Annotated in this window: 28 protein-coding genes and 2 pseudogenes; 16 read left to right on the forward strand and 14 right to left on the reverse strand. The window is 68.6% G+C overall.

Translation table 11 applies throughout. From position 1 onward, the window contains the following. Positions 1-7: 7 nt before the first annotated feature. Positions 8-1021 carry a sensor histidine kinase gene (locus tag ACSQ2H_RS15265; RefSeq protein ID WP_436062239.1) on the reverse strand — a complete coding sequence of 338 codons (1014 nt, stop codon included), beginning with the start codon at positions 1019-1021 and terminating at the stop codon, positions 8-10. Between the two features lie 178 nt (positions 1022-1199). Between ACSQ2H_RS15265 and ACSQ2H_RS15270 the strand changes: the two genes are divergently transcribed. After that, the gene (locus ACSQ2H_RS15270) at positions 1200-2135 is read left to right on the forward strand and encodes a DUF808 domain-containing protein (RefSeq protein WP_436062240.1); all 936 of its coding nucleotides are present in this window, start codon (positions 1200-1202) and stop codon (positions 2133-2135) included. On the opposite strand, the gene ACSQ2H_RS15275 is transcribed toward ACSQ2H_RS15270, so the two are convergent. The 4 genes from ACSQ2H_RS15275 to ACSQ2H_RS15290 form a co-directional block, all read right to left on the reverse strand. Then, positions 2129-3001: a sigma-70 family RNA polymerase sigma factor gene (locus ACSQ2H_RS15275; protein WP_436062241.1), complete on the reverse strand. Its 873-nt coding sequence runs from the start codon at positions 2999-3001 to the stop codon at positions 2129-2131. The genes ACSQ2H_RS15270 and ACSQ2H_RS15275 overlap by 7 nt on opposite strands. An 11-nt stretch (positions 3002-3012) precedes the next feature. Further along, positions 3013-3564: a hypothetical protein gene (locus ACSQ2H_RS15280; protein ID WP_436062242.1), complete on the reverse strand. Its 552-nt coding sequence runs from the start codon at positions 3562-3564 to the stop codon at positions 3013-3015. Then, positions 3564-3956, reverse strand: a complete 393-nt coding sequence (locus tag ACSQ2H_RS15285) for a hypothetical protein (RefSeq protein WP_436062243.1) — start codon at positions 3954-3956, stop codon at positions 3564-3566. The genes ACSQ2H_RS15280 and ACSQ2H_RS15285 overlap by 1 nt, the downstream gene beginning before the upstream one ends. Before the next feature lie 73 nt (positions 3957-4029). Then, positions 4030-4725 (reverse strand): HAD family hydrolase, encoded by a 696-nt coding sequence (locus ACSQ2H_RS15290; RefSeq protein WP_436062244.1) that lies wholly within the window; start codon positions 4723-4725, stop codon positions 4030-4032. A gap of 155 nt (positions 4726-4880) precedes the next feature. Here ACSQ2H_RS15290 and ACSQ2H_RS15295 point away from each other — a divergent pair, with 155 nt between their 5' ends. Beyond that, positions 4881-5993, forward strand: coding sequence for a response regulator (locus ACSQ2H_RS15295; protein WP_436062245.1), 1113 nt, complete (start codon positions 4881-4883; stop codon positions 5991-5993). A gap of 66 nt (positions 5994-6059) precedes the next feature. Here ACSQ2H_RS15295 and ACSQ2H_RS15300 read toward each other — a convergent pair. Beyond that, positions 6060-6161: pseudogene (locus ACSQ2H_RS15300) on the reverse strand (PEPxxWA-CTERM sorting domain-containing protein); the annotation flags it as partial. A gap of 700 nt (positions 6162-6861) precedes the next feature. Here ACSQ2H_RS15300 and carA point away from each other — a divergent pair. Then, the gene (gene carA, locus ACSQ2H_RS15305; RefSeq protein WP_436062246.1) at positions 6862-8034 is read left to right on the forward strand and encodes a glutamine-hydrolyzing carbamoyl-phosphate synthase small subunit; all 1173 of its coding nucleotides are present in this window, start codon (positions 6862-6864) and stop codon (positions 8032-8034) included. 46 nt (positions 8035-8080) lie between these two features. Here the strand turns inward: carA and ACSQ2H_RS15310 are convergent, their stop codons facing one another. From ACSQ2H_RS15310 to ACSQ2H_RS15320, 3 genes are all read right to left on the reverse strand, one after another. Continuing rightward, positions 8081-8551 carry a YbjN domain-containing protein gene (locus tag ACSQ2H_RS15310; protein ID WP_436062247.1) on the reverse strand — a complete coding sequence of 157 codons (471 nt, stop codon included), beginning with the start codon at positions 8549-8551 and terminating at the stop codon, positions 8081-8083. Between the two features lie 67 nt (positions 8552-8618). Continuing rightward, entirely contained in the window at positions 8619-9344 is a 726-nt protein-coding gene (locus tag ACSQ2H_RS15315; protein WP_436062248.1) for an anti-sigma factor, read from the reverse strand. Continuing rightward, a complete protein-coding gene (locus tag ACSQ2H_RS15320; RefSeq protein WP_436062249.1) occupies positions 9341-9856 on the reverse strand; it encodes a sigma-70 family RNA polymerase sigma factor in 516 nt (171 codons plus the stop codon). Before ACSQ2H_RS15320 ends, ACSQ2H_RS15315 begins: the two co-directional genes overlap by 4 nt. Positions 9857-10610: 754 nt before the next feature. Between ACSQ2H_RS15320 and ACSQ2H_RS15325 the strand changes: the two genes are divergently transcribed. Then, positions 10611-10817: a cold-shock protein gene (locus ACSQ2H_RS15325; RefSeq protein ID WP_183774102.1), complete on the forward strand. Its 207-nt coding sequence runs from the start codon at positions 10611-10613 to the stop codon at positions 10815-10817. 236 nt (positions 10818-11053) lie between these two features. Next, complete coding sequence (gene carB, locus ACSQ2H_RS15330) at positions 11054-14344, forward strand: carbamoyl-phosphate synthase large subunit (RefSeq protein WP_436062250.1); 3291 nt, start codon at positions 11054-11056, stop codon at positions 14342-14344. Positions 14345-14393: 49 nt separating this feature from the next. Here carB and ACSQ2H_RS15335 read toward each other — a convergent pair whose 3' ends face one another. From ACSQ2H_RS15335 to ACSQ2H_RS15345, 3 genes and pseudogenes are all read right to left on the reverse strand, one after another. Beyond that, a complete protein-coding gene (locus ACSQ2H_RS15335; RefSeq protein WP_436062251.1) occupies positions 14394-14777 on the reverse strand; it encodes a VOC family protein in 384 nt (127 codons plus the stop codon). A gap of 13 nt (positions 14778-14790) precedes the next feature. After that, positions 14791-15081, reverse strand: a complete 291-nt coding sequence (locus ACSQ2H_RS15340) for a hypothetical protein (protein WP_436063605.1) — start codon at positions 15079-15081, stop codon at positions 14791-14793. A gap of 106 nt (positions 15082-15187) precedes the next feature. Beyond that, positions 15188-15382: pseudogene (locus tag ACSQ2H_RS15345) on the reverse strand (sigma factor); the annotation flags it as partial. A 292-nt stretch (positions 15383-15674) separates the two neighbouring features. Here ACSQ2H_RS15345 and ACSQ2H_RS15350 point away from each other — a divergent pair. Continuing rightward, a complete protein-coding gene (locus ACSQ2H_RS15350; protein WP_293399576.1) occupies positions 15675-15839 on the forward strand; it encodes a hypothetical protein in 165 nt (54 codons plus the stop codon). A gap of 26 nt (positions 15840-15865) precedes the next feature. On the opposite strand, the gene ACSQ2H_RS15355 is transcribed toward ACSQ2H_RS15350, so the two are convergent. Further along, positions 15866-16384 carry an N-acetyltransferase family protein gene (locus tag ACSQ2H_RS15355; protein WP_436062252.1) on the reverse strand — a complete coding sequence of 173 codons (519 nt, stop codon included), beginning with the start codon at positions 16382-16384 and terminating at the stop codon, positions 15866-15868. A 102-nt stretch (positions 16385-16486) separates the two neighbouring features. On the opposite strand from ACSQ2H_RS15355, the gene ACSQ2H_RS15360 reads away from it, so the two are divergent. The 8 genes from ACSQ2H_RS15360 (at position 16487) to ACSQ2H_RS15395 (ending at position 23502) form a co-directional block, all read left to right on the forward strand. Next, positions 16487-17284 carry an SDR family NAD(P)-dependent oxidoreductase gene (locus tag ACSQ2H_RS15360; RefSeq protein WP_436062253.1) on the forward strand — a complete coding sequence of 266 codons (798 nt, stop codon included), beginning with the start codon at positions 16487-16489 and terminating at the stop codon, positions 17282-17284. A gap of 56 nt (positions 17285-17340) precedes the next feature. Beyond that, positions 17341-17841, forward strand: a complete 501-nt coding sequence (locus tag ACSQ2H_RS15365) for an AAA family ATPase (RefSeq protein WP_436062254.1) — start codon at positions 17341-17343, stop codon at positions 17839-17841. A gap of 172 nt (positions 17842-18013) precedes the next feature. Then, the gene (greA, locus tag ACSQ2H_RS15370) at positions 18014-18487 is read left to right on the forward strand and encodes a transcription elongation factor GreA (protein WP_436062255.1); all 474 of its coding nucleotides are present in this window, start codon (positions 18014-18016) and stop codon (positions 18485-18487) included. Between the two features lie 17 nt (positions 18488-18504). Next, positions 18505-19500, forward strand: coding sequence for a mitochondrial fission ELM1 family protein (locus ACSQ2H_RS15375; protein ID WP_436062256.1), 996 nt, complete (start codon positions 18505-18507; stop codon positions 19498-19500). A gap of 4 nt (positions 19501-19504) precedes the next feature. After that, complete coding sequence (locus ACSQ2H_RS15380) at positions 19505-19936, forward strand: N-acetyltransferase family protein (RefSeq protein ID WP_436062257.1); 432 nt, start codon at positions 19505-19507, stop codon at positions 19934-19936. A 48-nt stretch (positions 19937-19984) separates the two neighbouring features. Then, positions 19985-21040, forward strand: coding sequence for a UDP-2,4-diacetamido-2,4,6-trideoxy-beta-L-altropyranose hydrolase (gene pseG, locus ACSQ2H_RS15385; RefSeq protein WP_436062258.1), 1056 nt, complete (start codon positions 19985-19987; stop codon positions 21038-21040). 76 nt (positions 21041-21116) lie between these two features. After that, positions 21117-22124: a thioredoxin-disulfide reductase gene (trxB, locus tag ACSQ2H_RS15390; protein WP_436062259.1), complete on the forward strand. Its 1008-nt coding sequence runs from the start codon at positions 21117-21119 to the stop codon at positions 22122-22124. A gap of 79 nt (positions 22125-22203) precedes the next feature. Further along, a complete protein-coding gene (locus ACSQ2H_RS15395; protein ID WP_436062260.1) occupies positions 22204-23502 on the forward strand; it encodes a UDP-N-acetylglucosamine 1-carboxyvinyltransferase in 1299 nt (432 codons plus the stop codon). 134 nt (positions 23503-23636) lie between these two features. Here the strand turns inward: ACSQ2H_RS15395 and ACSQ2H_RS15400 are convergent, their stop codons facing one another. Continuing rightward, positions 23637-24146: a hypothetical protein gene (locus tag ACSQ2H_RS15400; protein ID WP_436062261.1), complete on the reverse strand. Its 510-nt coding sequence runs from the start codon at positions 24144-24146 to the stop codon at positions 23637-23639. 127 nt (positions 24147-24273) lie between these two features. On the opposite strand from ACSQ2H_RS15400, the gene ACSQ2H_RS15405 reads away from it, so the two are divergent. Together ACSQ2H_RS15405 and ACSQ2H_RS15410 are read left to right on the forward strand one after the other, a co-directional pair. Continuing rightward, entirely contained in the window at positions 24274-26010 is a 1737-nt protein-coding gene (locus ACSQ2H_RS15405) for an N-acyl-D-amino-acid deacylase family protein (protein ID WP_436062262.1), read from the forward strand. Positions 26011-26031: 21 nt separating this feature from the next. Beyond that, the gene (locus ACSQ2H_RS15410; protein ID WP_436062263.1) at positions 26032-26529 is read left to right on the forward strand and encodes a GNAT family N-acetyltransferase; all 498 of its coding nucleotides are present in this window, start codon (positions 26032-26034) and stop codon (positions 26527-26529) included. The last annotated feature ends 49 nt before the right edge of the window (positions 26530-26578 follow it).

The raw sequence follows: 26578 nt of genomic DNA on the forward strand, positions 1-26578 counted from the left end.
AGCCCCCTCAGCGATCCAGCAGCCCCGACACTGGCGTCTCGATGTCGACCTCGACGCCTTCGGCCCCATAACGCCGCGCCACCGAGCCTTCGGGCGATAGACCGAGGTCGATCAGACGGCTGCCGAAGCCGGCGTGGGCCGGCGGCACGACCGGCGGGCCGCCGCACTCGCGCCAGCGCAGGCGGAACACCCCGGCGCGCACCCCCCAGTCCAGGTCGACCCGGCCGTTGGCGGTCGAGAGCGCGCCATACTTGGCCGCGTTAGTCGCCAGTTCGTGCAGCAGCAGCGACAACGCCATCGTGGTGCGCACGCCGATCTGCACCTCGCGCCCCTTGAGGTGGATCTGGCCCAGGCCGTCGAGCGGCGACAAGCTCGCCTCGGCCACCCGCCGCAAGGGCACCGGCTGCCAGTTCTGGCGGAACAATACGTCGTGCGCATTGCCGAGGGTGACGATGCGGTCGAGGAACTCCTCGACCACGGAGCGCTCGACCACCTCCTTCAGCGACTGCGACGCGACCGCCTGGACCGTGGCCATGGTGTTCTTCAGCCGGTGGCTCATCTCCTGGGCCAAGGTGTCGAGGTCGGCGTGCGCCCGGACCGTCGCGGTCGTCTCCACCACCGTGTCGACGACCCCGCAGATGTCGCCGTTCGCCAGCCGCAGCGGGCTGAAGCAGGAGGTGAACCAGGCCTGCTCCGGCTGCTCGGAGCGCACCACCGTCAGCGGATAGTCCTTGGTGAAGGTCGCTTCGCCCGCGAAGGCGTGGGTCACCAGCGGCTCGACCTCGTCCCACACTTCGGACCAGACGTCGGCGAACGACCGTCCCAGCGCCTCGGGCTTGTCGCCGAGGATCGGCAGGAAGGCGTCGTTGTAGATCGTCGTCAGGCGCTCGCCCCAGATGATCACCATCGGGAACTGTGATTCCAGGATGAAGTTGACCATGGTCTTCAGTTCGGGCGGCCAGTCCGGCGCCGCGCCCAACGGGGTCGTCGCCCAGTCGAAGCTGCGCACCAACTGGATCATGCGGCCGCCCCCATCCACGAAGGGCGCGGGAGCCGCTTGCTTTCTGGGCCGTTGCATCTGACCCCGTTCCATCCACAGGCAGCCCGGGACGTATGAGCGAAGCGACTTTACGCTCGCGTGACTAGCTCGTACCGACCCGCGATATTGGCTCAAGTCTCTCAATCAACAGAGGTTCCCGATGGCATCCGGACTTGTGGCTCTGCTCGACGATGTTGCGGGCATCGCCAAGATGGCCGCCGCCTCGCTGGACGACGTCGCCGGGGCCGCCGGCAAGGCGGGAACCAAGGCTGTGGGAGTGGTCGTCGACGACACCGCGGTGACGCCCGGCTATGCGATGGGCTTCTCGCCAGAGCGCGAACTGCCGATCGTCCTGCGCATCGCCATCGGCTCGCTGCGCAACAAACTGCTGTTCCTGCTGCCGGGCGCGCTGCTGCTCAGCGCCTTCGCACCGTGGGGCGTGACGCCGCTGCTGATGGCCGGCGGCGCCTATCTCTGCTTCGAGGCCACCGAGAAGATCATCGAGGCGATCCGCGGCGAGGACGAGGCCGACGAGCCTGAAGAGCTCGCGCTCAGCGCCACAGAGCTGGAGGACCAGAAGGTCAGCGGGGCGATCCGCACCGACCTCATCCTGTCGGCCGAGATCATGGCCATCGCCCTCGCCGACGTCGCCGATCGCCCGATCTTCGTCCAGGCCGGCGCCCTGCTGCTGGTCGGGATCGCGATCACCGCCGCGGTCTATGGCGTGGTCGGCCTGATCGTGAAGATGGACGACATCGGCCTGCACATGGCCAAGCGTCCGGCGCGCGCCTCCCAGGCCATCGGCCGCATGCTGGTCAAGGGCATGCCGGTGGTGATGAACTGGCTGACCGTGATCGGCACCGCCGCCATGCTGTGGGTCGGCGGCGGCATCATTGTCCATGGCCTCGAGCACTTCCACCTGACGCCGCTCCCAGTCTGGGTCGAGGGCGCCTCGCACTGGGCCGGCCAGGTTCCCCTGATCGGGCCGGTCACCGGCTGGGTGACTTTCGCGGTCGGCTCGGCGGTCGTCGGCCTGTTGATCGGCAGCGTCATCGCCGGGGTGTTGCACCTGCTGCCACACCGCAAGGCTCACTGATCCAAGGGCAGACGTCCCAGCTTGTCCGGATTGCGGACCAGGTAGATTGCCGCCAGCTTGCCGTCCTCCCCAGGCTGGAACGCCACCGTCATCGGCCCGTCCTCGCGCTCCATGATCACGCCGGGATAGCCGTTGATCCGCACCGCCCGGAAACTGATCGGCCATAGCTGCGAACCGCCCGTACGCCAGGCGAGCCCTTCCAGCAGCCGGATGATGTCGTCACGCCCGATCATCGGCCGCAGCGCCGCGGTCCGCTTGCCGCCGCCGTCGGAGATCAGCACAGCGTCCTCGGCGAGCACCGAGGACAAGGCCTTCATGTCGCCCTGGGCCGCGGCGGCCATGAAGGCGGCGGCGAGCTTGGCCGCATCCTCCTGGCTGACGGTGAAGCGGGGGCGGTTGTCCTTGACGTGGGCCCGCGCCCGGGCGGCGAGCTGGCGCACCGCAGCCTCGTTGCGGCCAAGGGTCTCGGCGACAGACGCGTAGTCCTCGTCGAACACGTCGTGCAGCAGGAACACCGCCCGCTCCAACGGCGACAGCCGCTCCAGCGCCAGCAGGAAGGCGACGGACACGTCCTCGGCCCGCTCGACCGGATCGACGCTGAGCTCCTCGATCAGCGGCTCGGGCAGCCAGGGACCGCGATAGGCCTCGCGCTGGGCCTTGGCCGAGCGCAGCCGGTCGATGCAGAGCCGGCTGGTCACCCGCACCAGCCAGCCGACCGGATCGCGAACCTCCTCCTCGGTCCGCGTCCAGCGAAGCCAGGCGTCCTGGACCACGTCCTCGGCCTCGGCGACCGAGCCGAGCATCCGGTAGGCGAGCCGGATCAGGCGCGGGCGCTGGGCTTCGAAGATGTCGATGTCGGCGGCCATGATCGCGAACCCTACGCCGCCATCGGCGCGTGGGCCATCGGCGCGGCCTGGCCGTCCACGGTCACCTTCGAGCACGCCTTGCCGTAGCCCAGCGCGTACTTGAGCGTCGGGTACATGCGCGCCGTCGTCAGGGCCAGGCTGACCGCGACCAGGCCCTTGTCGCCCCAGCGGCCGGCGATCTGATCGCGCAGCGGATCGGCGGCGGCCATGTCGCGGCATAGACTCGCGCGGGCGAAACGCCAGGCCAGGGCCGCATCGGCGCCCATCGCCGCCTCGTCTTCGGCCAGGATCGCCCGCAGGACCTGCGGCGCGACGCCGTCGGCCGCGGCCATGTCGACGACGATCTGCACGCAGGGCCCGCAGTCCTCGGCCAGGGTCCCGACCAGCTTGGCCGCGGCGATGGCCGCCGCGGGCGCGGCCTTGGCGTCGACCATTGAACTGACCAGGCCGAAACGCAGCAGGCCGCTCGGACTGACCGCCAGCACGCGGCGGATGTAGCTGGCGTCGTAGCCCCAGCGGCTTTCCATCTTCCCGATCTGACGGGCGAGCAGGGATTTCAGCATCAGGCGGCTCCGATCCGGGTGGGGCGGTTGAAGAGAGCGATGGCCCCCGCGATCAGGGCGGGCGCGAAGACGCCCGGCAGGTCGCGGATGAGATCGGCCACCGGGTCGGCCGAGCAACTGGCGTCGAACACATGGGCCCCGGCATGCAGCACTAGGAAGCTCGCCCCGGCGACGAGCGCGGGCCAGCCCTGGACCGGGCGGGCGGCGAACCAGGCCAAGCCGCCGGCGACGACCAGGTAGGTCGCCCCGATATCGCGGACGAAGTGCGGATTGTAGGGGCCGGTGGCGGTCACGCCTGGCACGGCGTTGTACCACCAGAACGAGGCGAACAGCATGGCCAGGGCGTTCAGCCCCAGCAACAGACCCAGGGCGGCGGCGATAATGCGCGACATCTGATTTCTCCGAACCATCGCCCCCAAGGACGGATCGGAGCCGCCGGCTGTGACATCGCCGGCGAAATAGGCATCACTTCAGCCCATCGATCCAGGCCGGCAGGTCGCGGATGCTGGCCAGTTCGGCGAACCGCGCGTGACCTTCCGGCGCATCGGCCATCTCGTGCGCCCAGATCAGCGGATAGGGCACATAGGCGCCGTAGGCCCCGGCCTCGATCGCCGGCAGGATGTCCGAGCGCATCGAGTTACCGCACATCACCGCCTGCTCCGGGCCGGTGCCGTGACGGGCGAAGACGCGGCTATAGGTCGAGGCGTCCTTCTCGCTGACGATCTCGACGGCCGCGAACAGATCGCCGAGGCCCGAGGCCGCCAGCTTCTGCTCCTGGTGCAGCAGGTCGCCCTTTGTGATCAGCACCAGCCGGTAGCGCTTCGAGAGCTCGGCCAGGGTGTCGTCGACGCCGGGCAGCGGCTCGACCGGTTCGCTCAACATCTCGCGGCCGACCGCCAGAATCTCGCGGATTACATGGCCGGGGGGCTCGCCGCCGGTCATCTCCATCGCCGTCTCGATCATCGACAGCGTGAAACCCTTCACCCCGTAGCCGTAGAGCCGCAGGTTACGCTTCTCGACCTCGGCCAGGCGCTTCTCCAGCGCCTCCTTGTCGGCGACCCCGGACAGCAATTCGCTGAACCGGTCATGGGTCAGCCGGAAGATCGTCTCGTTATGCCAGAGGGTGTCGTCGGCATCGAGGCCGACCGTCGTGATGCTCATGGCCGCCGAAATAGACGCTCGTGCGCGAAAAGCGAACCCCGGTGCCCAAAGCTTGAGCTTAACGCACGATCCGCGGCCCGCGGCGGCTCTGTTGGCGTGGCCGCAGGACGATCGGCGTCTCATGAGCATCTTGGGGCGAATCGTCGGGGAGCGAGATGCCGAAGGTCAGGCTTCGGGAACGGATCGCCCGCCTGCTGGGCGGGCGGGCGCTGGCGGCGGCCAACGCCCAGGCCGAGGTCGCGGGCCAGCGGCTGCGCGAAGCGCTGGACCTGCTGCCCGAAGGCATCGTCTTCCTCGACGCCGACGGCCGCTACCTGCTCTGGAACAAGCGCTACGCCGAGATCTACCACCGCTCGGCCGACCTGTTTTCGTCGCAGGTCACCCTGGCCGACACCCTGCGCACCGGCGTCGCCCGCGGCGACTATCCGGACGCTGTCGGCCGCGAGGAGGAATGGCTGGCGTCGCGCCTGGCCAAGCTGAAGAACCCCACCGGCGAACGGCACGAGCAGCGGCTGGCCGACGGCCGCTGGCTGATGATCGAGGAGCGGCGCACCGCCGACGGCGGGGTGATCGGCCTGCGGGTCGACATCACCCAGATGAAGCGCCAGGCCGCCGCGCTCGAAGACGCCCTGCACCGGGCCGAGGTCGCCAGCCGCGCCAAGACCGAGTTCGTCGCCGACATGAGCCACGAGCTGCGCACCCCGCTGAACGGGGTGCTCGGCCTGATCGCGGCGCTGGAGCGGACCGCGCTCGACGACGAGCAGCGGGGGCTGGTCGCCGACATCCAGGGGTCGGCCCGCCAGCTCGACCGGCTGGTCGGCGGCCTGCTCGACTACGGCGACGCCGCGCATGAGGCGGACGCCGCCCAGGCGCCGATCCAGGACGGCGAGGCCCCGCCCCTGCGGATCCTGGCCGCCGACGACAATCCCACCAACCGCAAGGTGCTGGAGCTGATGCTGGGCGCGGCCGGGGCCGAAGTGACCAGCGTCGAGAACGGCGAGCAGGCTGTCGAGGCCTGGCGTCAGGGCGGGTTCGATCTGGTGCTGATGGACTTGCGCATGCCGGTGATGGACGGGCTGACCGCGATCCGCGCGATCCGCAAGGCCGAGGGGCCCGGCCTGCCCCGCGCGCCGATCATCGTGATCAGCGCCAACACCTCGCCGGACGACCTGAAGTCCTCGACCGAGGCCGGGGCCGACCGCCACATCGGCAAACCGGTGCGCGCCGACGCCCTGTTCGAGGCGATCTCCGGCGTCCTGCCGGGCTGAGGCGAAAATGATACGGCCCGCCCCTGGCATGCAGGGACGGGCCGCAACGCAGACTGAAGCGAAGCCTTAGGCGACCGCGAGACGGCGGCGCGAACCGCGGATCGCAACGCCGGCGGCGCCGAAGCCGAGGATCATCATCGCCCAGGTGGCCGGTTCCGGAACCGCCGCGACCGAGTCGAGGCGCACCGCGAAGCCCGCCGGCACGCCGCCGGCCCCGTCGCCGGTGATCGTGAACGAGTACGAACCCGGGCCGACCAGGTAGCTCAGGCGGCTGTAGCCGAGGTCCGACCACGCCGTGCCGTTGTAGGAATCGATGGCGTCGCTGGTGGTGGTGAAGGTGGTCTTCGCCAGGAGGATGGCGCCGTCATAGAGCGAGAACACATCGCCTTGGATAAAGGCGTCGGTGATGCGGAAGTAGGCCGAAGTCCCGACCGTGAAGGTCCAGGCCGAGCCCTGGCTGGGCGTGCCGACGCCTGTAATCTGGTCGTCCTGCCAGCCGGAATCGGCGACGATGACACCGGCCGCGGCCGGGGTGGCGACTGCGGCGGAAGCCAGCAGAGCGCACAGAAGTCCGAGTTTCATTGGAGCCCCCAATAGTTGAGAAAACGCTGCTATCCGGGCGCCGATGCCATGCGTCGCATGCGTGCAGCAATAGGCCTCGCGCAAAAAGAGAACGCGGTTCGCCGTGCGGAGTTATTTTTCGGGATTGGCGGTTGGACGACCGATCGACGGCGCGCCGCATTGACCCGCCCGGCGCGAGTCAGTAGGTACGCGGCCGTTTGCCGAAACATGCGGACAGTTGAAGAACGGGCGGGGTTCACCCTGGCCCGTCTTTTTGCGAGCATGCCCCCTCTGATGGAGACGCCAGATGACTGTTGAACTGCTCCCGGGTGTCACGGGCGTTCTGGTTCTCGCCAATGGAACCGTATTGCAAGGCGTCGGCGTCGGCGCGACCGGCGATGCGGTCGGCGAGGTCTGCTTCAACACCGCGATGACCGGCTACCAGGAGATCCTCACGGACCCCTCCTACATGTCCCAGATCGTGGCCTTCACCTTCCCGCACATGGGCAATGTCGGGGTCAACGTCGAGGACATCGAGCAGATGTCCGGTTCGGCCGAAACCGCGGCGCGCGGCGCGATTTTCCGCGACGTGCCCACCGCCCCGGCCAACTGGCGCTCCGAGGGCGACCTCGACACCTGGATGAAGCGTCGTGGCGTCATCGGCCTGGCCGGCGTCGACACCCGCGCCCTGACCCGCTCGATCCGCGAGAACGGCATGCCGCACGGCGTCATCGCCCATTCGCCGACCGGCGAGTTCGACATTCCCGCCCTGATCGAAAAGGCCAAGGCGTGGGCCGGCCTGGAAGGCCTGGACCTGGCCAAGGACGCCTCCTGCCTGCAGCCGTTCATCTATGACGAGGGCCTGTGGGATTGGCCCGAGGGCTACGCCAAGCCGGCGTCGGAGCCGAAGTATGAGGTCGTGGTCCTCGACTACGGCGTGAAGCGCAACATCCTGCGCGCGCTCACCTCGATCGGCGCCCGCGTCACCGTCGTGCCGGCCAAGACCAGCGCCGAGGACGTTCTGGCCCGCAAGCCGGACGGCGTGCTGCTGTCCAACGGCCCGGGCGACCCGGCCGCGACCGGCGAATACGCCGTGCCGGAGATCAAGAAGCTGGTTGAAAGCGGCGTGCCGGTGTTCGGCATCTGCCTCGGCCACCAGATGATGGCCCGCGCCCTGGGCGCCAAGACCGTCAAGATGGACCAGGGCCACCACGGCGCGAACCATCCGGTCAAGGACGTGACCACCGGCAAGGTCGAAATCGTCTCGATGAACCACGGCTTCACGGTCGACCGCGACAGCCTGCCCGAGCCGGTCGTCGAAACCCACGTCTCGCTGTTCGACGGCACCAACGCCGGCATCGCCCTGAAGGACAAGCCCGTGTTCAGCGTCCAGCACCACCCGGAAGCCTCCCCGGGGCCGACGGACTCGCTCTACCTGTTCGAGCGCTTCGCCGGGTACATGGACGCGGCGAAGAAGTAGGCGAAATAGACGAAAGGCCGGCCCCCAGGCGCCGGCCTTTCTCGTTCTACCACCCGATGTGTTCCTTGATATCGGGCAGGAAGCTCAGCCAGACGCTGAAATTGTCGTCCAGGGCCGCGCGCGTCCCGCCGGGGCTGACATTGATGTCGTAGGTGAACCAGGGGTCGCCTTCGTCGTCGATGTAGCAGTCGACATAACGCTTCGAGGAGTTCCACTCGTTCGCCTTCTGCGCGTCGAGCTTCTCCTTCACGTTGAAGGCGGCGACCATCTGCATCGAGGCGCAACGGCCCTGGCGGCAGTCGTTGGGATAGATCTCGAAGCTCACGCCTTCGGCCGAACTCGTGATGTAGCCCTCGCCGTCGTCCTTCTTGAGCTCAGCCTTGTAGCCGCTCTCGAGCAGCCAGGACTGGACTTCCTTCAGGGTCATGCCGTCCTTGTGCAGCTCGGGGGCCGCCGACGCCTCGCCGCCCGACAGGAGCAGGACCGCGGCGCTCGCCGCAAGCAGACTCGTTCTCATCGACTAGAAACCTCTCAACTGGACGTGGAGCATAGGGCGCTTCGCCCGCGCCGCGCCAGCCGAGCCGCTAGAGACGCGCCAGCTTGCCGACCGCCGCAACCGGGCCCGAGGGCCCGGCCTGGTGCGAACCGCCGCGCGGCTCGACCGTGACCGCCAGCGAGACGCCTTCGGTGGTCATATCCGCCATCGGCTCGGACATCGGCAACGCCTTGGACGCCCCTGGATCGATCAGGCCCAGCGAGCGCGGCTTGCCGTCGGCGGGGATCAACCACAGCTCGTGACTGTGGTCGGGGTCGGCCCCGGGCGGCACCAGCGAGGCCACCAGGATCGACTTCCGTTCCGGATCATAGGCGGCGAGGAACAGCGGCTGGCCGCCGTCGCTCATCAGCCGCGCGTTCATCATCGGCCCCATCGGCGGCCGCGGCTGGGTGATCACCTCAGGCGGCCGCGCGGCGAGGAACACCACCGCCGCGAGACTGGCGGCCGTCACCGCCAGCGAGCCGAGCGTCGCCGCGCGCCAGAACCGCAGTCGCCGCCGCACGCCCTGGGCGTTGTCGTTCGCCGCCAGCATCCGCTCGATCCGCGGCCATAGCCCGGCGGGCGCCGCCACCGCCGCGATCTCCTCGGCCAGCGGCGCCAGGCGCGCACGCCAGGCCAGCACGTCCGCCGCGAAGACCGGGTCACGGGCCATGCGCTGTTCGGCGGCCGCCCTTTCGTGCGCGGTGAGCACGCCCAGCGCATGTTCGGCGGCCAGGGCTTCGTCGTCCGGGAGTTCGGGGCCGATGTCGCTCATCGCTCCAGGCACCCCCGCAGTTTCAGGAGACCGCGGCGGATCCAGCTCTTCACCGTCCCTAGGGGCTCGTCCAGCCGCCGGGCCAGGGCCTCGTAGGTCAGTCCCTCGAAGAACGCCGTGCGGATCGCGCCCTGGGTTCGCGCGTCCAGTTCGTCCAGGCAGTTGGCCAACGCCTGGCCGGCCTGAGCCGTCTCCAGCAGCGCCTCGGCCCCGGGCGCCTCATCCTCGATCTGCAAGTCCTCGACGGGGTCGGCATAGGCGAGCGGCCCGCGAGCGCGCAGGCGGTCGATGGCGCGGTTGCGGGCGATGGTGGATATCCAGGCCATGACGCTCGCCCGCTCCGCCTCATAGCGGTCGGCGCGTCGCCAAATGGTGAGATAGACTTCCTGCAGCACGTCCTCGCTCTCGTCCCTGTCCGAGAGGATACGAATGCAGACGCCGAATAGCTTCGCGGACGTGGCGTCGTAGAGCCGGCGCATCGCCGCGCGATCGCCTGCCGCGATCTGCGACATCAGGTCAGCCATGGGGTCGGAGGTGGCGATCGTTGGCAATCCCAAACCGTGGTCATCGGCGAAGCTGCCCGACTCCCGTTCGCGAGGAAAGGCTTCAGGCGGCGCCGCAGCACAACATAGTAGCGTCGGCCTGGCGGCGAGGATCGAGGCCGACGCTCGGCCGGTGCACGCAAAACTCGAGCTTCGAGATCCGAGTAATCATCCACGGCCAGAACAGTTCCGCCCATGGAGACCGGCAACGTCGCTGTTGCTTCGGCGACACGGAACGCGAAACTTGAGAGCCCTCCACGCGATGTGACCTGACTGTATTATCGTGCGAAATCCCGCCTGGAATGATGGTGACGTCGATCGCCGCCGTTGACCTCGGCCCTTTCCGACGCCTGCGGCCCCCTCACAGTTCACCGGGCAAGGGCGCACAATTCTACTCAGGCGAGAGGCGGCATCGGCGCCGAAAACTTTCAAACGGGGAACCGGCGCCGACCCGACATTATCGATATCGCCCTTCTCTGCTTACGATTCCGCACCTCTCCCTGTGGATCTTTTCCCTTCAGGGCGGGAGAGCGCCGTTCCATGGATCGCCTTGCGGGGGCTCCGGAAGCGCGCTAACGTCAGGCTGTCAAACTCGTATGGTTCGGCTGATTTTCGACGCTCCACATTTCCGGCGCACCGAACCTGCTCTCCGACCCTCCCGAAATTTGATGCGTGACCCAAAAGGCTTGGGCCGCGGAACGACTTACCCAAGGACGACACTTCTATGGCTACCGGCACTGTTAAATGGTTCAACGGAACCAAGGGCTATGGCTTCATCCAACCCGACGATGGCGGCGCGGACATCTTCGTTCACATCTCGGCCGTTGAACGCGCCGGACTCCGCAGCCTGAACGAAGGCCAAAAGATCACCTACGAACTCGAGCAGGACCGTCGCAGCGGCAAGATGGCCGCCGGCAACCTGCAAGTCTAAGCAGTTCGGCAAAGGCCTTTTGGCCCTAGCATCGAAACGGCTGCGGGCCGGCGGAAACGCCGGCCCGTTTTCGTTGGAGCGCCTCCGCTCCGCCGCGCCGGGGCCGCCTGCGGCGAGATTGCCGCCATCGCCGCTTGCGCGCGAGCGACTCCGTCTCTAAACGGCCCCCTTAACCTGCAGATTGACCGGGACCGGGCGCGCTTGAAGAGTGCGACCGCCCATGCGCGCGAGTGGACATGCCGAAACGCACTGACATCTCCTCGATCCTCATCATCGGCGCCGGGCCGATCGTGATCGGCCAGGCCTGTGAGTTCGACTACTCGGGCGTCCAGGCCTGCAAGGCGCTGCGCGCCGAGGGCTACCGCATCGTGCTGGTCAACTCGAACCCGGCCACGATCATGACCGACCCGGACGTGGCCGACGCCACGTACATCGAGCCGATCACCCCGGAGATGGTCGAGAAGATCATCGCCAAGGAGCGCCCTGACGCCCTGCTGCCGACCATGGGCGGCCAGACCGCGCTGAACACCGCCCTGGCCCTTGAGGCCTCCGGCGCGCTGGCCAAGTACGGGGTCGAAATGATCGGCGCCAAGGCTGAGGTCATCGACAAGGCCGAGGACCGCCAGAAGTTCCGCGACGCCATGGACAAGCTGGGCCTTGAGAGCCCGAAGTCCAAGGCGGCCCACTCGATGGACGAGGCCATGGAAGGCCTGGAGTTCGTCGGCCTGCCGGCGATCATCCGTCCGTCCTTCACCCTGGCCGGCACCGGCGGCGGCATCGCCTACAATGTCGAGGAATTCAAAGAGATCGTCGAACGCGGTCTCGACCTGTCCCCCACCACCGAAGTCCTCATCGAGGAGAGCGTGCTGGGCTGGAAGGAGTATGAGATGGAGGTCGTCCGCGACAAGGCGGACAACTGCATCATCGTCTGCTCCATCGAGAACATCGACCCGATGGGCGTGCACACCGGCGACTCCATCACGGTCGCCCCTGCCCTCACGCTGACCGACAAGGAATACCAGCGTATGCGGGCGGCCTCGATCGCCGTGCTACGCGAGATCGGCGTCGAGACCGGCGGCTCGAACGTGCAGTTCGCCGTGAACCCGGCCGACGGCCGCATGGTCGTCATCGAAATGAACCCGCGGGTGTCGCGCTCGTCGGCGCTGGCCTCGAAGGCCACCGGCTTCCCGATCGCCAAGGTCGCCGCGCGACTGGCAGTCGGCTACACCCTCGACGAGCTGATGAACGACATCACCGGCGCGACCCCGGCCTCGTTCGAGCCGAGCATCGACTACGTCGTCACCAAGATCCCGCGCTTCGCCTTCGAGAAGTATCCGGGTTCGGAGCCGACCCTGACCACCGCCATGAAGTCGGTGGGTGAGGTCATGGCCATCGGCCGCACCTTCGCCGAGAGCCTGCAGAAGGCCCTGCGCGGCCTGGAAACCGGCCTGACCGGCCTGGACGAGGTCGAGATCGAAGGCGCCCACGACGCCGAGACCGGCCGCGCCGCGGTGATCCGCGCCCTGGGGCAGCCGACGCCGGACCGCCTGCTGGTGATCGCCCAGGCATTCCGCCACGGGCTGAGCGTCGAGGAGGTCAATGCGGCCTGCTCGTACGAGCCCTGGTTCCTGCGCCAACTGCAGACGCTGATCCAGGCCGAGGCCGCTATCCGCGACCGTGGCCTGCCCGGCACGGCCGCCGAGTTCCGGGCCGTGAAGGCGCAGGGCTTCTCCGACGCGCGCCTTGCCAAGCTGACCCACACCACCGAGGCCGAGGTCCGCGAACAGCGCCGCGCCCATGGCGTGCGCCCGGTGTTCAAGCGTATCGACAGCTGCGCGGGCGAGTTCCGCGCCGCCACGCCGTACATGTACTCGACCTACGAGACCGGCGCTCTGGGCCAGATCCCCGAGTGCGAAAGCGAGCCGAGCGATCGCAAGAAGGCGATCATCCTGGGCGGCGGTCCGAACCGGATCGGCCAGGGCATCGAGTTCGACTACTGCTGCTGTCACGCGGCCTTCGCCCTCGCCGACATCGGCGTGGAGTCGATCATGGTCAACTGCAACCCCGAGACCGTCTCCACCGACTACGACACCTCCGACCGCCTGTACTTCGAGCCGCTGACGGCCGAGGACGTGCTGGAGCTGATCGCGGTCGAGCAGGCCCGCGGGACGCTGCTGGGCGTCATCGTCCAGTTCGGCGGCCAGACCCCGCTGAAGCTGGCCAAGCCGCTGGAAGACGCCGGCATCCCGATCCTGGGCACCTCGCCCGACGCCATCGACCTGGCCGAGGACCGCGAGCGCTTCCAGCAGCTGCTGCACAAGCTGAAGATCGCCCAGCCGGTCAACGCCATCGCCCGCTCGCGCGACGAGGCCTTCGCCGGCGCGCACAAGGTCGGCTATCCGATCGTCATCCGCCCCTCCTACGTGCTGGGCGGCCGGGCGATGGAGATCATCCGCGACGACGAACAGCTCGAGCGCTACGTCAACACCGCCGTCCAGGTGTCGGGCGACAGCCCGGTGTTGATCGACCAGTACCTGAGCCGGGCGACCGAAGTGGACGTCGACGCCCTGTGCGACGACGCCGGCCAGGTGTTCGTCGCCGGGGTCATGGAGCACATCGAGGAGGCCGGCGTGCACTCGGGCGACAGCGCCTGCTCGCTGCCGCCGTTCTCGCTGAAGCCGGAAACCATCGCCGAGCTGAAGCGCCAGACCGAGGCCATGGCCCGGGCCCTGGAAGTGCGCGGCCTGATGAATGTGCAGTTCGCCATCGAGGAGCCGCACTCCGACAATCCGCGCATCTACGTGCTGGAAGTGAACCCGCGCGCCAGCCGCACGGTGCCGTTCGTCGCCAAGACCATCGGCCAGCCGCTGGCCTCGATCGCCGCCAAGCTGATGGCCGGCGAGAAGCTCGCCAGCTTCAACCTGACCGAAAAGCCCTACGACCACGTCGCGGTGAAGGAGGCTGTGTTCCCGTTCGCCCGCTTCGCCGGCGTCGACACGGTGCTGGGCCCGGAAATGCGTTCGACCGGCGAGGTCATGGGCCTCGACTGGATCCGCCCGGGCGAGACCAATGGCGCGGCCTTCGCCCGCGCCTTCGCCAAGAGCCAGCTCGGCGGCGGCGTGAAGCTGCCCAAGACCGGCAAGGTGTTCGTCTCGGTGAAGGACGCCGACAAGCCCTGGATCCTGGAGCCGGTGAAGCTGCTTCTGAGCCAAGGCTTCAAGGTCGTCGCGACGGCCGGCACCGGCGGCTACCTGGCCGAACAGGGCCTGGAGGTCGAGCAGGTGAAGAAGGTGCTGGAAGGACGTCCGCACATCGTCGACGCGATGAAGAACGGCGAGATCCAGCTGGTCTTCAACACCACCGAGGGCAAGCAGTCGCTGGCCGACAGCTTCGAAATCCGCCGCACCGCGCTGATGATGAAGACGCCCTACTTCACGACCGCCGCGGGCGCCCTGGCCGCGGCCCAGGCCATCGTGGCGACCGTCGAGGACACCCTCGACGTGCGCCCGCTGCAAAGCTACGCCTGATCCAGGCGCGCGAGAGGCGGCAAGCACCCCTCGCGCGTTTCGGCGCTCCCTAGCTGCGGGGCGCCTCGTCGGACTGATACATCGAGATCAGATGCCCGTCGGGGTCTGAAAACTCAGCGGACCATCCGCCGGGGGCGTGGCTGACCGGCGTGACGATGGTCGCCCCCTTCTCGGCCAACGCGGCGACCACGGTGTCGATCCCGCCCTTGGCCAGATCGAAGACGATGATCGGCGAGTTGCCAGGCGTGCACTCGGCGTTGAAGAAGATCAGCTCCACCCCGCCCGCGGTGTTGGCCTGCAGCCAATCGTTCCCCGAGCCGTCGTCTCCCATATTGGCGACCTCCAGGCCGAGGACGTCACGATAGAACGTCTCGGTCCGCGCGATGTCGGTCACGTAGAAGCAGATCGTGCCGATCCGCACTTTGCCGAACATGTGTCTCTCCCTTTCAGATCTTGGACGCCCTTAGTTGCCGCGGCGCGCCGTTTTGTGAGGACACGACGAACAGATGGCCGTCGGGATCGTGTGTCCCGATCGCCAGCTCGGCCGAACGCACCACCCCGATCAGGGCCCGGCGCAGCAGACCGAAGGGCAAGTCGCCTTGCAGGGCGCGCTCTCCCGCCGGCCCGCGAAGTCCAAAGTCGCCGGCGCGCCGCTTGATGTCGCTGATCCGCTTGCGCAACGCCACGTCCGACAGGCCGAGCAGCCACGCGATCTCCGGTTTCGTGTGGCCGGTCACGACCAGCAGAGCCGTTGTGCGCAGAGCCGTCGGCAGCCGTCGCGGCCTCGCGGCTCCCGGCGACAAGGGAGACGTAGGCGCTCTCCCTCCGGCGACGGCGGCCTGCCGAGCGCGCCTCGTGCAGGGCGCGGTTGCGCAGCACTCCGCTCAACCAACGACGGTTTTCACTGCAGGTCAGGTCGGCGCGGCTGGCCTCGACAGCCGCAAGCAGGACGGACTGCAGGAGGTCCTCCGCCTCGCCCGGACAGCGTGTCCGCCCGCGCGCATCGCGCAGCAGCCTCACATAGGTCTTGCGGTCCATCGCCTGTCGATCCGAAAGCTTTGCGCTCAAGCGCAGTCTACGCAGCTCTATCTGGGGGCGAAGGCGCTGCTATGCGAGCGGCTCGCAACCTCAAGTTTGTGAACGACTTAGCTGCGTTTTGCTGATTGACCGACGTTCTTTGCGGGCGCAACCTCAGAGCGTCGCCTCACTTCGGTGGGCGCAAAGTGGGCGCGTTCCGGCGGCCCTTGATGACCAGCCGGTCGGCCCGCATGGGCGCCTGTCGCAGTCTGGCGAGGACGTGTCCTCTGATTCAGTGTGCGAAGGAAAAGCCATGCAAACCGGACACCACGAGGGTGAGGTCCACCATCATAAGAACAGGCATCTGCTAGAGCGCTTCGAGGGGTATACAGACCTTATCGTCGTGGGTCTGATCATCGCCCTTGGAGCGGCCATGCTGATTGGCCTGCTCACGGCCAACGGAAAAGTCACCTGGTAGGACGCCAGCCTCGGGTACGGCGGCCCCTATAGGGATCTAGCCAGAACCAGGTCGTCGTACTCGTTGGCGCCTACGCGGAACTTCCGGACGCCCGCCTCAACGTAGCCTTGGCGGGCATAGAACGCGATTGCGCGCGAATTTCCGCCAAACACGCCCAGCAGCATGCGGGTAAACCCCGCTTGCGCGGCGCTCTCCAACGCCGTCGCCATCAGCCTGCCGCCGAGGCCCGTGCCGTGGAAGCGGTTGAGCAGGTAGATGCGCTTCAGTTCGACGTCGCCCTCCCCCGTCGCCACCGGCAGCTCCGGCGGCGTCAGCGCCGCATAGCCGACCGGCGCGCCGCCCTCGTCCATCTCGGCCAGCCACAGCCGGTAGCCGGGCTTGGCCAGCCATTGCGCATAGAGGCTCTCGCCGTGCTGAGTACGGCAGTGGCTCAGGATGTCGCCGGCCGGCAGGACGCCCGCATAGGTCTCCAGAAACGTCGCCTGGCCGACCAGCGACAGGGCCGTCTCGTCGCCCGGCACGCAGGGACGAATGCTGATCGACATACCGATACTCCGAATCTCTGACTGGCGTCGGAGGCTGGCCTCTATCGTCGAGCTAGGCTAGGCGTAGGAAAACTAAACAACGATCACTTAGGGAGTCGAAGCATGGCCGGTCGGGTCGAAGGTAAGGTTGCGCTGGTCACCGGCGGGGCGAGCGGGATCGGGCGCGGCTGCGCCGAACGGCTGGCCCAGGAAGGCGCGACGATCGTCGTCACCGACCTGCAGGACGACAAGGGCGCCCAGACGGTCGAGGCCATCAAGGCGATGGGCGGCCAGGCCAGCTACCTGCACCACGACGTCACCTCCGAGCAGGCCTGGATCGACGTGATCGCCGCCGTGAAGGCCGCGCACGGCCGCCTCGACATCCTGGTCAACAACGCCGGCATCGGCATCGGCGGCTCGGTCCTGACCATGACCCTGGCCGACTTCCAGAAGCAGACTGCGGTCAATCTCGACGGCGTCTTCCTGGGCGTGAAGCACTCGATCCCGCTGATGCGCGAGAACGGCGGCGGCTCGATCATCAACATGTCCTCGGTCGCCGGCCTGAAGGGCTCGGCGATCCTGGCCGGCTACTGCGCCACCAAGGGCGGCGTGCGCCTCTTCACCAAGGCCGTGGCCATGGAATGCGCCGCGGCCAAGGACGGCGTGCGGGTCAACTCGGTCCACCCGGGCATCATCGAGACCCCGATCTGGGACACCATCGTCGGCACCGGCGAAGTCGGCGACAACGCCCGCCCGCCCCGCGGCGCGGCGCTGGACGCCATGAGCGCCGAGGGCGTGCCGCTCGGCGTGAAGGGCTATCCGGAGGACATCGCCAACGGCGTGCTGTGGTTGGCCTCGGACGAGAGCCGCTACGTCACCGGGGCGGAAATTGTCATCGACGGCGGGTTGTCGGTGAAATAGCCGCTGCGACGCCCGTAGACGTTTCCGCGCGGACGGAAATGTTCTACGGGCGGGGCATGACCGCCACGCTTCACGTCGTCTACGGCCCCTCCGGCGCCGGAAAGTCCACCTACGCCAAGGAACTGGCCCGGCGCGAGCCGGCCGTCCACTTCGCGATCGACGACTGGATGGCGCGGCTGTTCGCCGCCGACATGCCCGAACCCATCGAGTACCACTGGATGATGGAGCGGGTCGAACGCTGCGAGGCCCAGATCTGGTCCACGGCGGCCGGCGTCATCGCCGCGGGCACCTCGGTGGTGCTCGACCTCGGCCTGCTGCGCCGCTCCGACCGCGCCCGCGTGGCCGAGATCGGCCAGGCCGTCGAGTTGCCGCTTCAGTTCCATTTCGTGACTGCGCCGGCCGAAGTGCGCCGCGCCCGCGTGCTGGAGCGCAGCGTGGTTCGCGGCGAGACCTTCTCGATCGGCGTGACGCCGGAGATGTTCGACTTCATCGAGGGGGTCTTCGAGGCCCCCGACGCCAAGGAACTGCAAGGCTCAATCGTCTCGGAAAGCGCCTGACGACACAGCGTCTTGCACGCTTCTCAACAGCTTTCGAACTGAGCACCTGGGGCCGTCTGCCGGCGCGCCCTTGAGTTTTTGTGCTGCGACATCTAATCTCTACCCCCCCGGACGCCTGCGCCCGCGGCCGGCAACGAACTCCCAAAAGGGCGAATCCGAGTCCTCATCCACGATGGAAAAAGTCCCGATGACCGCCGAGGGCTGGCAAGCCCTCGACGATGAACTGAAGCGTTTGAAGACCGCCGAGCGACCCGCCGTGATCGCTGCGATCGCGGAAGCGCGCTCGCATGGCGACCTCTCCGAGAACGCCGAGTACCACGCCGCTAAGGAGCGGCAGGGCTGGATCGAAGGCCAGATCGCCGAGATCGAGGACCGGATGGCCCGCGCCCAGGTCATTGACGTATCCAAGCTGTCCGGCACCCAGGTGAAGTTCGGGGCCACCGTTTCGGTGGTCGACGAAGACACCGAGGAAGAAGCCCGCTACCAGATCGTCGGCGAACACGAAGCCGACGTGAAGCAAGGCAAGATCTCCATCGTCTCGCCGCTGGCCCGAGCCATGATCGGCAAGGAACCCGGCGACGTCGTCGAGGTGAACACTCCTGGCGGCGGCAAAGCCTACGAGATCCTCAAAGTCGAGTGGATCTAGGCTCCGGGACCTCCGGCTTGTCAGCATCAAACCCGACGCCCGCCGCGCCGCTCGTCATCTGGGCGGTGTCGGACGGGCGCGCGGGCATTGAGGCCCAGGTCGTCGGTCTGGCCAACGCGATCGCGCGCAAGCGCTCCGCGCAGATCGTCGTCAAGCAGATCGGCTGGAAGAGCTGGATCGGCCGCCTGCCCTGGTGGCTGACCCCGTTCCCGCGCCGGCTGCTGACCCCGCAAAGCGACATCGCCCCGCCCTGGCCCGACATCTGGATCGCGGCCGGCCGCGCCACCCTGCCGCTGTCCATCCGCATGCGACGCTGGTCCGGCCGCAAGACCTACGTGGTCCAGGTCCAGGATCCGCGCATGCCGACCCGGCTGTTCGACCTGGTCATCCCGCCCAAGCACGACCGGCTGGACGGCGACAACGTCTTTCCGATCACCGGCTCGCCGGGCCGGGTGAACGCCGAGCGCATGGCCGCCGACCTGCAGCGCTTCCAGACGGAGCTCGACGCCCTGCCGCGTCCGCGCGTGGCGGTGATCATCGGCGGCAAGTCCAAGGCCCACGACATCTCGCCAGAGCGCGCGGCCGCGATGGCCCGCGAGATCGAGCTGCCGGTCGTCCAGGAAGGCGGCTCGGTGATGGTCAGCTTCACCCGCCGCACGCCCGATCCGGCCAAGAACATCCTCGAGGCGCGGCTTAAGCACGTGCCCGGCGTGATCTGGGACGGCGAAGGCGACAATCCCTATTTCGCCTACCTCGCGGCGGCCGACTACATCCTGGTCACCGAGGACTCGACCAACCTCGCCACGGACGCGGCCTCGACCGGCAAGCCGGTGTTCGTGATGAAGATGGACGGCGAGAGCCTGAAATTCCGCCTGTTCCACGAGGACCTGGAACGCCTGGGCGCGGCGCGGCCGTTCGGCGGCGCTTTCCACCGCTGGACCTACGAACCGCTGGCCGAGACCGAGCGGGCGGCCGACGAGGTGTTGCGCCGCTTCGACGCGCGAAGGAACTAGGGCCATGGCCGTCTCGATCCGCCTGGCCCGAGCCGACGACGCCCATATCGCCCTGTCGATCGACCCGACCGCCGCGAGCAGCCCGCACCGCGCCGACTGGCTTCGCCGCGCCTTCGCAGGGGAGCACGGGCGGGTCGCGCGGCTGGCCCTTCTCGACGACCAGCCGGCCGGCTTCGCCGTCACGGGCTGGTTCTTCAGCAATCCCTTCCTCGACCTGATCGTCACCGACGCGCGCCTGCAGCGCCGCGGCGTGGCCAGCGCGCTGCTGGACGAGATCGAACGGGCGCACGCCGCCCAGAAGCTGTTCGTCTCGACCAACGTTTCGAACGCGATCATGCGCCAGCTGCTGCCGGCCCGCGGCTACCTGCCAGCCGGGCAGGTCGATCATCTCGATCCCGGCGACCCGGAACTGTTCTTCGTACGCCTGCCGCGCTGAGCCGCGCCCCTTTTCAAGCCACGGGTTTCGGCGTCCCATGGTTGCAAGATGATTCTGCGGCCTCGCATCCTCTTCATCGCCAACGCTGGCCCGGCGGTCGGCGGCGGACATGTGATGCGCTCGCTCAGCCTGGCGAGGGCGCTCGGCGAACACGGCGCCGAATGCGTGTTCCTGGCCCCGCCGGTCGTCGCCGGCATTCTCGACGCCTTCGCCCCGGACATGAGCCGCGAGGAGGTCGCCTCCATCGCTGCAGCCGACTTGCCGGCCGCCATCGCCGGCCTGGCCTTCGACGCTGTCGTGTTCGACCACTACGGCCTCGGCCGCGTCGATCACCAGTTCATCGCACAGGGACGCCCGACGCTCGTCATTGACGACCGGGCCGACCGCCCCCTGGCCGCCGACCTCGTGCTGGACTCCGGCCCGGCCCGGACCGAGGCCGACTACGCCTCCCTGGCCGAGGGCGCGCGCCTGCTGCTCGGCCCCCGCTATGCGCCCCTGCGGCCGGAGTTCGCCGCCCTGCGCGAGGCGGCGATCGCCCGGCGCGGCGGCCCGGTGGAGCGGGTGCTGGTCGCGCTTGGCCTGACCGATGTCGGCGCCGTCACCTCGCGGGTGCTCGACCGCCTGCGTCAACGCAACGGACACTTGGCCTTCGACGTCGTGCTGGGCGCCGACGCTCCCAGCCTGCCGGGACTGACCCGCGTGGCGGCGCACGACCCGCGCGTCACCCTGCACGTCGACGCCCAGGACATGGCCCGCCTGACGCTGGAGGCCGACGTCGCGTTCGGGGCCGGCGGATCGACCACCTGGGAGCGCTGCACCCTGGGCCTGCCCTCGGTGCTGGTGGTGCTGGCCGAGAACCAGCGCCCGGCCGCCCGCGCATTGGCTGATCGCGACGCCGCCCTGGTGGTCGACGCCGGCGACGAGGACTTCGCCGCCGCCTTCGACCGGGCCGCGGTGCGCCTGCTCAGCGACACCGCCACCCGCACGCGCCTGACCGCCGCCAGCCTGGAGCTCTGCGACGGGCTCGGCGCGCAGCGCGTCGCGGAGGCCCTGCTGGAGGTCATCTCGGCCCCACGTTTGGCGGCGCGCGACCCCGGCGTCTGAGCCCTGCGGCGCGTGCGCTGACCGACCACGCCCGGCGCCTGTCGCAACCGCTCAGAATCTCCCCTACATAGACGCCATGTCGCAGAATGCTCCTCGCACCACCCGCTGCCTGATCCTGGGTTCCGGCCCGGCCGGCTACACCGCCGCCATCTACGCCGCGCGCGCGCTGCTCAAACCGGTGCTGATCGCCGGCATCCAGCCGGGCGGCCAGCTGACCATCACCACCGACGTGGAGAACTATCCGGGCTTCGCCGACGTCATCCAGGGCCCCTGGCTGATGGAGCAGATGCAGGCCCAGGCCGCCCACGTCGGCACCGAGATCATCAACGACATCGTCATCAAGGCCGACCTCAGCCAGCGCCCGTTCCGCCTGGAATGCGACAGCGGCGAGGTCTGGCTGGCCGAGACCCTGATCATCGCCACCGGCGCCCAGGCCAAGTGGCTGGGCCTCGACACGGAGCAGAAGTTCCAGGGCTTCGGCGTGTCGGCCTGCGCCACCTGCGACGGCTTCTTCTACCGCGGCAAGGAAGTCGTGGTGGTCGGCGGCGGCAACACCGCGGTCGAGGAAGCGCTGTTCCTGACCAACTTCGCCTCCAAGGTCACCGTCGTGCACCGCCGCGACGAGTTCCGCGCCGAGAAGATCCTGCAGGAGCGCCTGTTCGCGCACCCGAAGATCGAGGTGATCTGGAACGTCGCCATCGACGAAGTCGTCGGCACGACCGAGCCGCTCGGCGTCACCGGCGTGAAGCTGAAGGACGTGGGCACCGGCGAGGTTCGCGAGATCGCGGCCGACGGGGTGTTCATCGCCATCGGCCACGCCCCGGCCTCCGAGCTGTTCAAGGGCCAGCTTGAGATGGACGGCTCGGGCTATCTGAAGGTCGTCCCCGGCAGCGCCGCGACCGCCATCAAGGGCGTCTACGCCGCCGGCGACGTGACCGACGACGTCTACCGCCAGGCCGTCACCGCCGCGGGCATGGGCTGCATGGCTGCGCTGGAAGCGGTAAGATTGCTGGCTGAAGAAGACCACGAGAAGGCCAAGCATCCGATCAGCCATCACGAGGCCCAGCGCATCGGCGCCTGGTGACCGGCTGACCGCGCAGACGAGTTCAACTTAGCGGGCGGCCGCCGGCCGCCCTTCCCGAAAGACGAGGCCACGCGCCGCCATGACGAACCTGATCGTGCGAGGCGGCCGCGCCTTGCGTGGGACCATCACGCCGTCCGCCAATAAGAACGCCGTCCTGCCGGTGCTCTGCGCCACCCTGCTGAGCGACGAACCGATCGTCCTGCACCGGGTGCCGGACATCACCGACGTGCGCAAGCTGCTGGATTTCTTCGGAAAGCTCGGCTCGTCGGTGGACATGGACTACGCCACCGGGACCCTGCGGCTGCACCATGGCCGCGACCTCGACCCCAAGGCCGCGCACCTGCCGCTGGGCATGCGCTCGTCGATCATGCTGATCCCGGCCCTGCTGCACCGCTTCGGCCGCGCCAGCCTGGAGGAGGACGTCACCGGCTGCACGCTCGGCTCGCGTGAGATCGACCCGCACATCGACGTCTTCAAGGCGTTCGGCGCCGAGGTGACCAGCGAGCCCGGCGCGACGGTGATCGCCACGCCCAAGGGCTTCACCGCCACCCAGCACTGGCTCGACTACGCCTCGGTCACCACCACCGAGAACTTCGTGCTCTGCGCGGCCACCGCCAAGGGGCTGTCGCGCCTGACCAACTCGGCCTGCGAGCCGCACGTCCAGGAGTTCTGCGAGTTTCTGGCCGGCATGGGCGCGCGCATCCAGGGCGTCGGCGGCTCGCGCCTGACCGTCTCCGGCGTCGACAGCCTCGGCGGCGTCGAATTCACCTTCGCCGACGACTTCCACGAGGTCGCGACCTTCCTGGCCATGGGCGCGATCACCGGCGGTGAGATCGCCGTCCAGAACGGCTCGGTCGAACAGTTCCCGCTGCTGGACCGCACCTTCGCCAAGTTCGGCGTCGAGGTGACCCACGAGAACGGCTTCAGCCGCGCCCGGGTCGACGGCAAGCTCAAGGTCCGCGAGCCCTTCACCTCGAACATCCTGACCAAGGTCGAGGCCGCGCCGTGGCCCTACGTCCCGGCCGACCTCCTGCCGATCTTCGTGGCGCTCGGCGTGCGCGCCGAAGGCCAGGTGATGTTCTGGAACAAGGTCTATGACGGCGCGCTCGGCTGGCACTCCGAACTCGGCAAGTTCGGCGCCCACGCCCTGCTCTGCGATCCGCATCGGCTGATCACCTGGGGCGGCAAGCCGCTGACCCCGGCGACGGTCGAGAGCCCCTACATCATCCGCGTGGCCATCGCGCTCTTCATGCTGGCCGCCAGCATCGAGGGCGAGAGCACCATCCTCAATGCCTCGCCGATCCAGCGCGCCCACCCGAAGTTCGTCGAGAACCTGAACGCGCTGGGCGCCGACGTCAGCTGGGTCGCCGGCGACTGATCTCCATCAATTGCTTCCCTTTTGGGGGAGCTGTCAGCCGATCGGCTGACTGAGGGGGCTTGCTTAAGTCAGCAGGCCCCCTCCGTCGCGCTACGCGCGCCACCTGCCCCAACAGGGGAGGAACAACGTCAGCGCTATTTGTCTCGCTTGGCCTGAGCGTTCTTGTTCGCCTGCGAGACGCTTCCGACCTTGGCCGGCGCGACCTTCGATGCGGTCTTGCTGCTCTCGACCGCCTGCATCCCGCCGCTGGCGGTCTTGCCGGGAGACGGGCGCGATGAGGCGCCGGCGGCGCGGCGCATGGCCAGCGCCTTCTTCGAGGCCTCGACGTGGGCGGCGCGCGCCTCCTCGACAGCCATCCGATGGGCCTGCTTGTTCACCCGCTTCAGGGCGCTGGCGAACACCTGCTTGCGCTCTTGGAGATGCTCGGCGGTGCCGCTGCCGCGCGGCTCGCCCTTGCCGCTGACCGTACGAACCCGTTGCCGAGCCAGGGTGCGTTCCTTGTCGCGCATCGCCCGCAGGCGCTTGCGCGTCTCGGCCAGATCCTTGGCGTCGAGGTCGGCGATCGCCGGATGGTGCGAGGCGCGGATCAGCTCGCCCTCTTCGTGGTTGAGCAGGCTGAGTTCACGGCGGTTGTTGATGGACATGGTCGCCCCTCTCGAGTTGCGCTGGTCTTGTGGAACGCGCCCGACGGCCGCGGGTTCAGCTCCGCTCGCCTCTTGAGTGACGTGGGGTCACCGTACCTAGCCTTCCAAAAATTCCTGGGAGGAAGCCATGTACGATCTGGTCATTCGGCGTGGTCTGGTGGTCGACGGCACGGGCTCAGCGCCCCGCCAGGCCGACGTGGCGGTGTCCGGCGGCGTCATCGCCAAGGTCGGACAGGTGCCCGAACAGGGCCGGCGCGAGATCGATGCGGCCGGCCTGCTGGTCACTCCCGGCTGGGTCGACATCCACACCCACTATGACGGCCAGGTGACCTGGGACGCCTATCTCAGCCCGTCCTGCTGGCACGGGGTCACGACCGTGGTCATGGGCAATTGCGGCGTCGGCTTCGCGCCCGCCCGGCCCGACCGCCACGACTGGCTGATCGGCATCATGGAAGCGGTCGAGGACATTCCCGGCTCGGCGCTGGCCGAAGGCATGAAGTGGGACTGGGAGACCTTCCCCGAATATCTCGACAGCCTGGACCGCAAGCCGCGCGTGCTCGACGTCGCCGCCCAGGCCCCGCACAGCGCCATCCGCGCCTACGTCATGGACGAGCGCGGCGCCCGCAACGAGGTCGCCACGCCCGAGGACATCGCCGAGATGGCCCGCATCACCCGCGAGGCGGTCCAGGCCGGCGCGCTGGGCTTCTCGACCTCCCGCACCGCCCTGCACCGGACCAAGGACGGCGAGGTGATCCCCGGCACCTTCGCCGGCGCCGACGAGATGATCGGCATCGGCCGGGCCCTGGGCGAGGCTGGCCACGGCGTGTTCGAGCTCGCCTCCGACATGACCATCCCCGAGGACGAATTCGCCTGGATGGCCGCGTTCGCCAAGGAGACCGGGCTGCCGGTCAACTACAGCCTGCTGCAGTCGCCGTTCCAGCCGAACAAGTGGCGCGACATGCTGGCCCTGACCGCCGAGGCCCAGGCGCAGGGCGCCAACATCAAGGCCGGCATCGCCTGCCGCCCGACCGGCATGGTGCTGGGCTGGCAGTCGACCGTGCACCCCTTCATCCGCAAGAGCGCCTACCGCGCCATCGCCGCCCTGCCCTTCGCCGAACGCCTGCAACACCTGCGCGACCCGGCGGTCCGCGAGGCGATCATCTCGGAGGTGACGCCCCAGGCGCCGGCCATGGGCGCGCTGCTGCAGGACTTCGGCAACATGTTCCGCCTTGAGCGGAACGGCCAGCTCGACTACGAGCCGCGCGCCGAGGACTCGGTCGCCGCCGAAGCGGCTCGCCAAGGCGCGACGCCCGAGGCCGTCGTCTACGACATGCTCATGGAGAACGACGGCGCCGGCTATATCTACCTGCCCCTGCTGAACTACGCCGAGCACAGCTTCGACCACATCGTCGAGATGATGCACGATCCCAACACCGTGCTCAGCCTGTCGGACGGCGGCGCGCACTGCGGGGTGATCTGCGACGCCAGCTTCCCGACCTACATGCTGACCTACTGGGTGCGCGACCGCGCCCGCGGCGAGCGCATGCCGCTGGAGAAGGTCGTCTCGATGCAGACCCGCGAAACCGCGCAGTTCTACGGCCTGAACGATCGCGGCGTCCTTGCGCCGGGCATGAAGGCCGACATCAACGTCATCGACTTCGACGCCCTGGCGATCCACGCGCCGGAGATGGTCTTCGACCTGCCCGCCGACGGCCGCCGCCTGATCCAGCGCGCCAGCGGCTATCGCGCCACCGTGGTCAGCGGCGTCGTCACCTTCGAACATGGCGAGGCCACCGGCGAACTGCCCGGCAAGCTGATCCGTGGCCCACAGGTTGCGCCCGCAGCGGCCCTGGCCGCGGAATAGGACCGCGCCTATGCTGACGGCATGATCCGTCACGCCCGCCCCGCCGACCACGCCGCCATCCGCGAGATCGTCGCCGCCGCCTTCGGGCAGCCCGACGAAGCCGACCTCGTCGAGAAGCTGCGCGCGGATGGCGACGTGATGTTCGAACTGGTCGAGGAGGAGAACGGCGAGGTCGTCGGCCACATCCTCTACAGCCGGCTGTGGGCCGACAGCGTGAACCTCTACGCCGCCCTGGCGCCGCTGGCCGTGCGGCCGGACCGCCAGCGCGACGGCGTCGGCAAGCGGCTGACCGCCGCCTCGATCGAGACCGCCAAGGACTTCGGCGCCCACGCGGTCATCGTGCTTGGCCACCCGGAGTACTACCCGAAGTTCGGCTTCAGCCGGCAGGCCGCCGCCCAGGTGAAGTCGCCCTACTCGGCCAGCCCGGCCTTCATGGCCCTCGCGCTCGAGGACGGCGCGCTCGATGCGCCGCTGCTGGTCGCCTATCCGGACGCGTTCGGCGGCGGCGAAGGCCACTAGCCGCCGGCCCAGCCCGCGCTAAGCTCCAGCCGTCAGCTTTCTGGAAGGC

The sequence above is a fragment of the Phenylobacterium sp. LjRoot97 genome, from assembly GCF_964254345.1.
Lineage (GTDB): Bacteria > Pseudomonadota > Alphaproteobacteria > Caulobacterales > Caulobacteraceae > Phenylobacterium.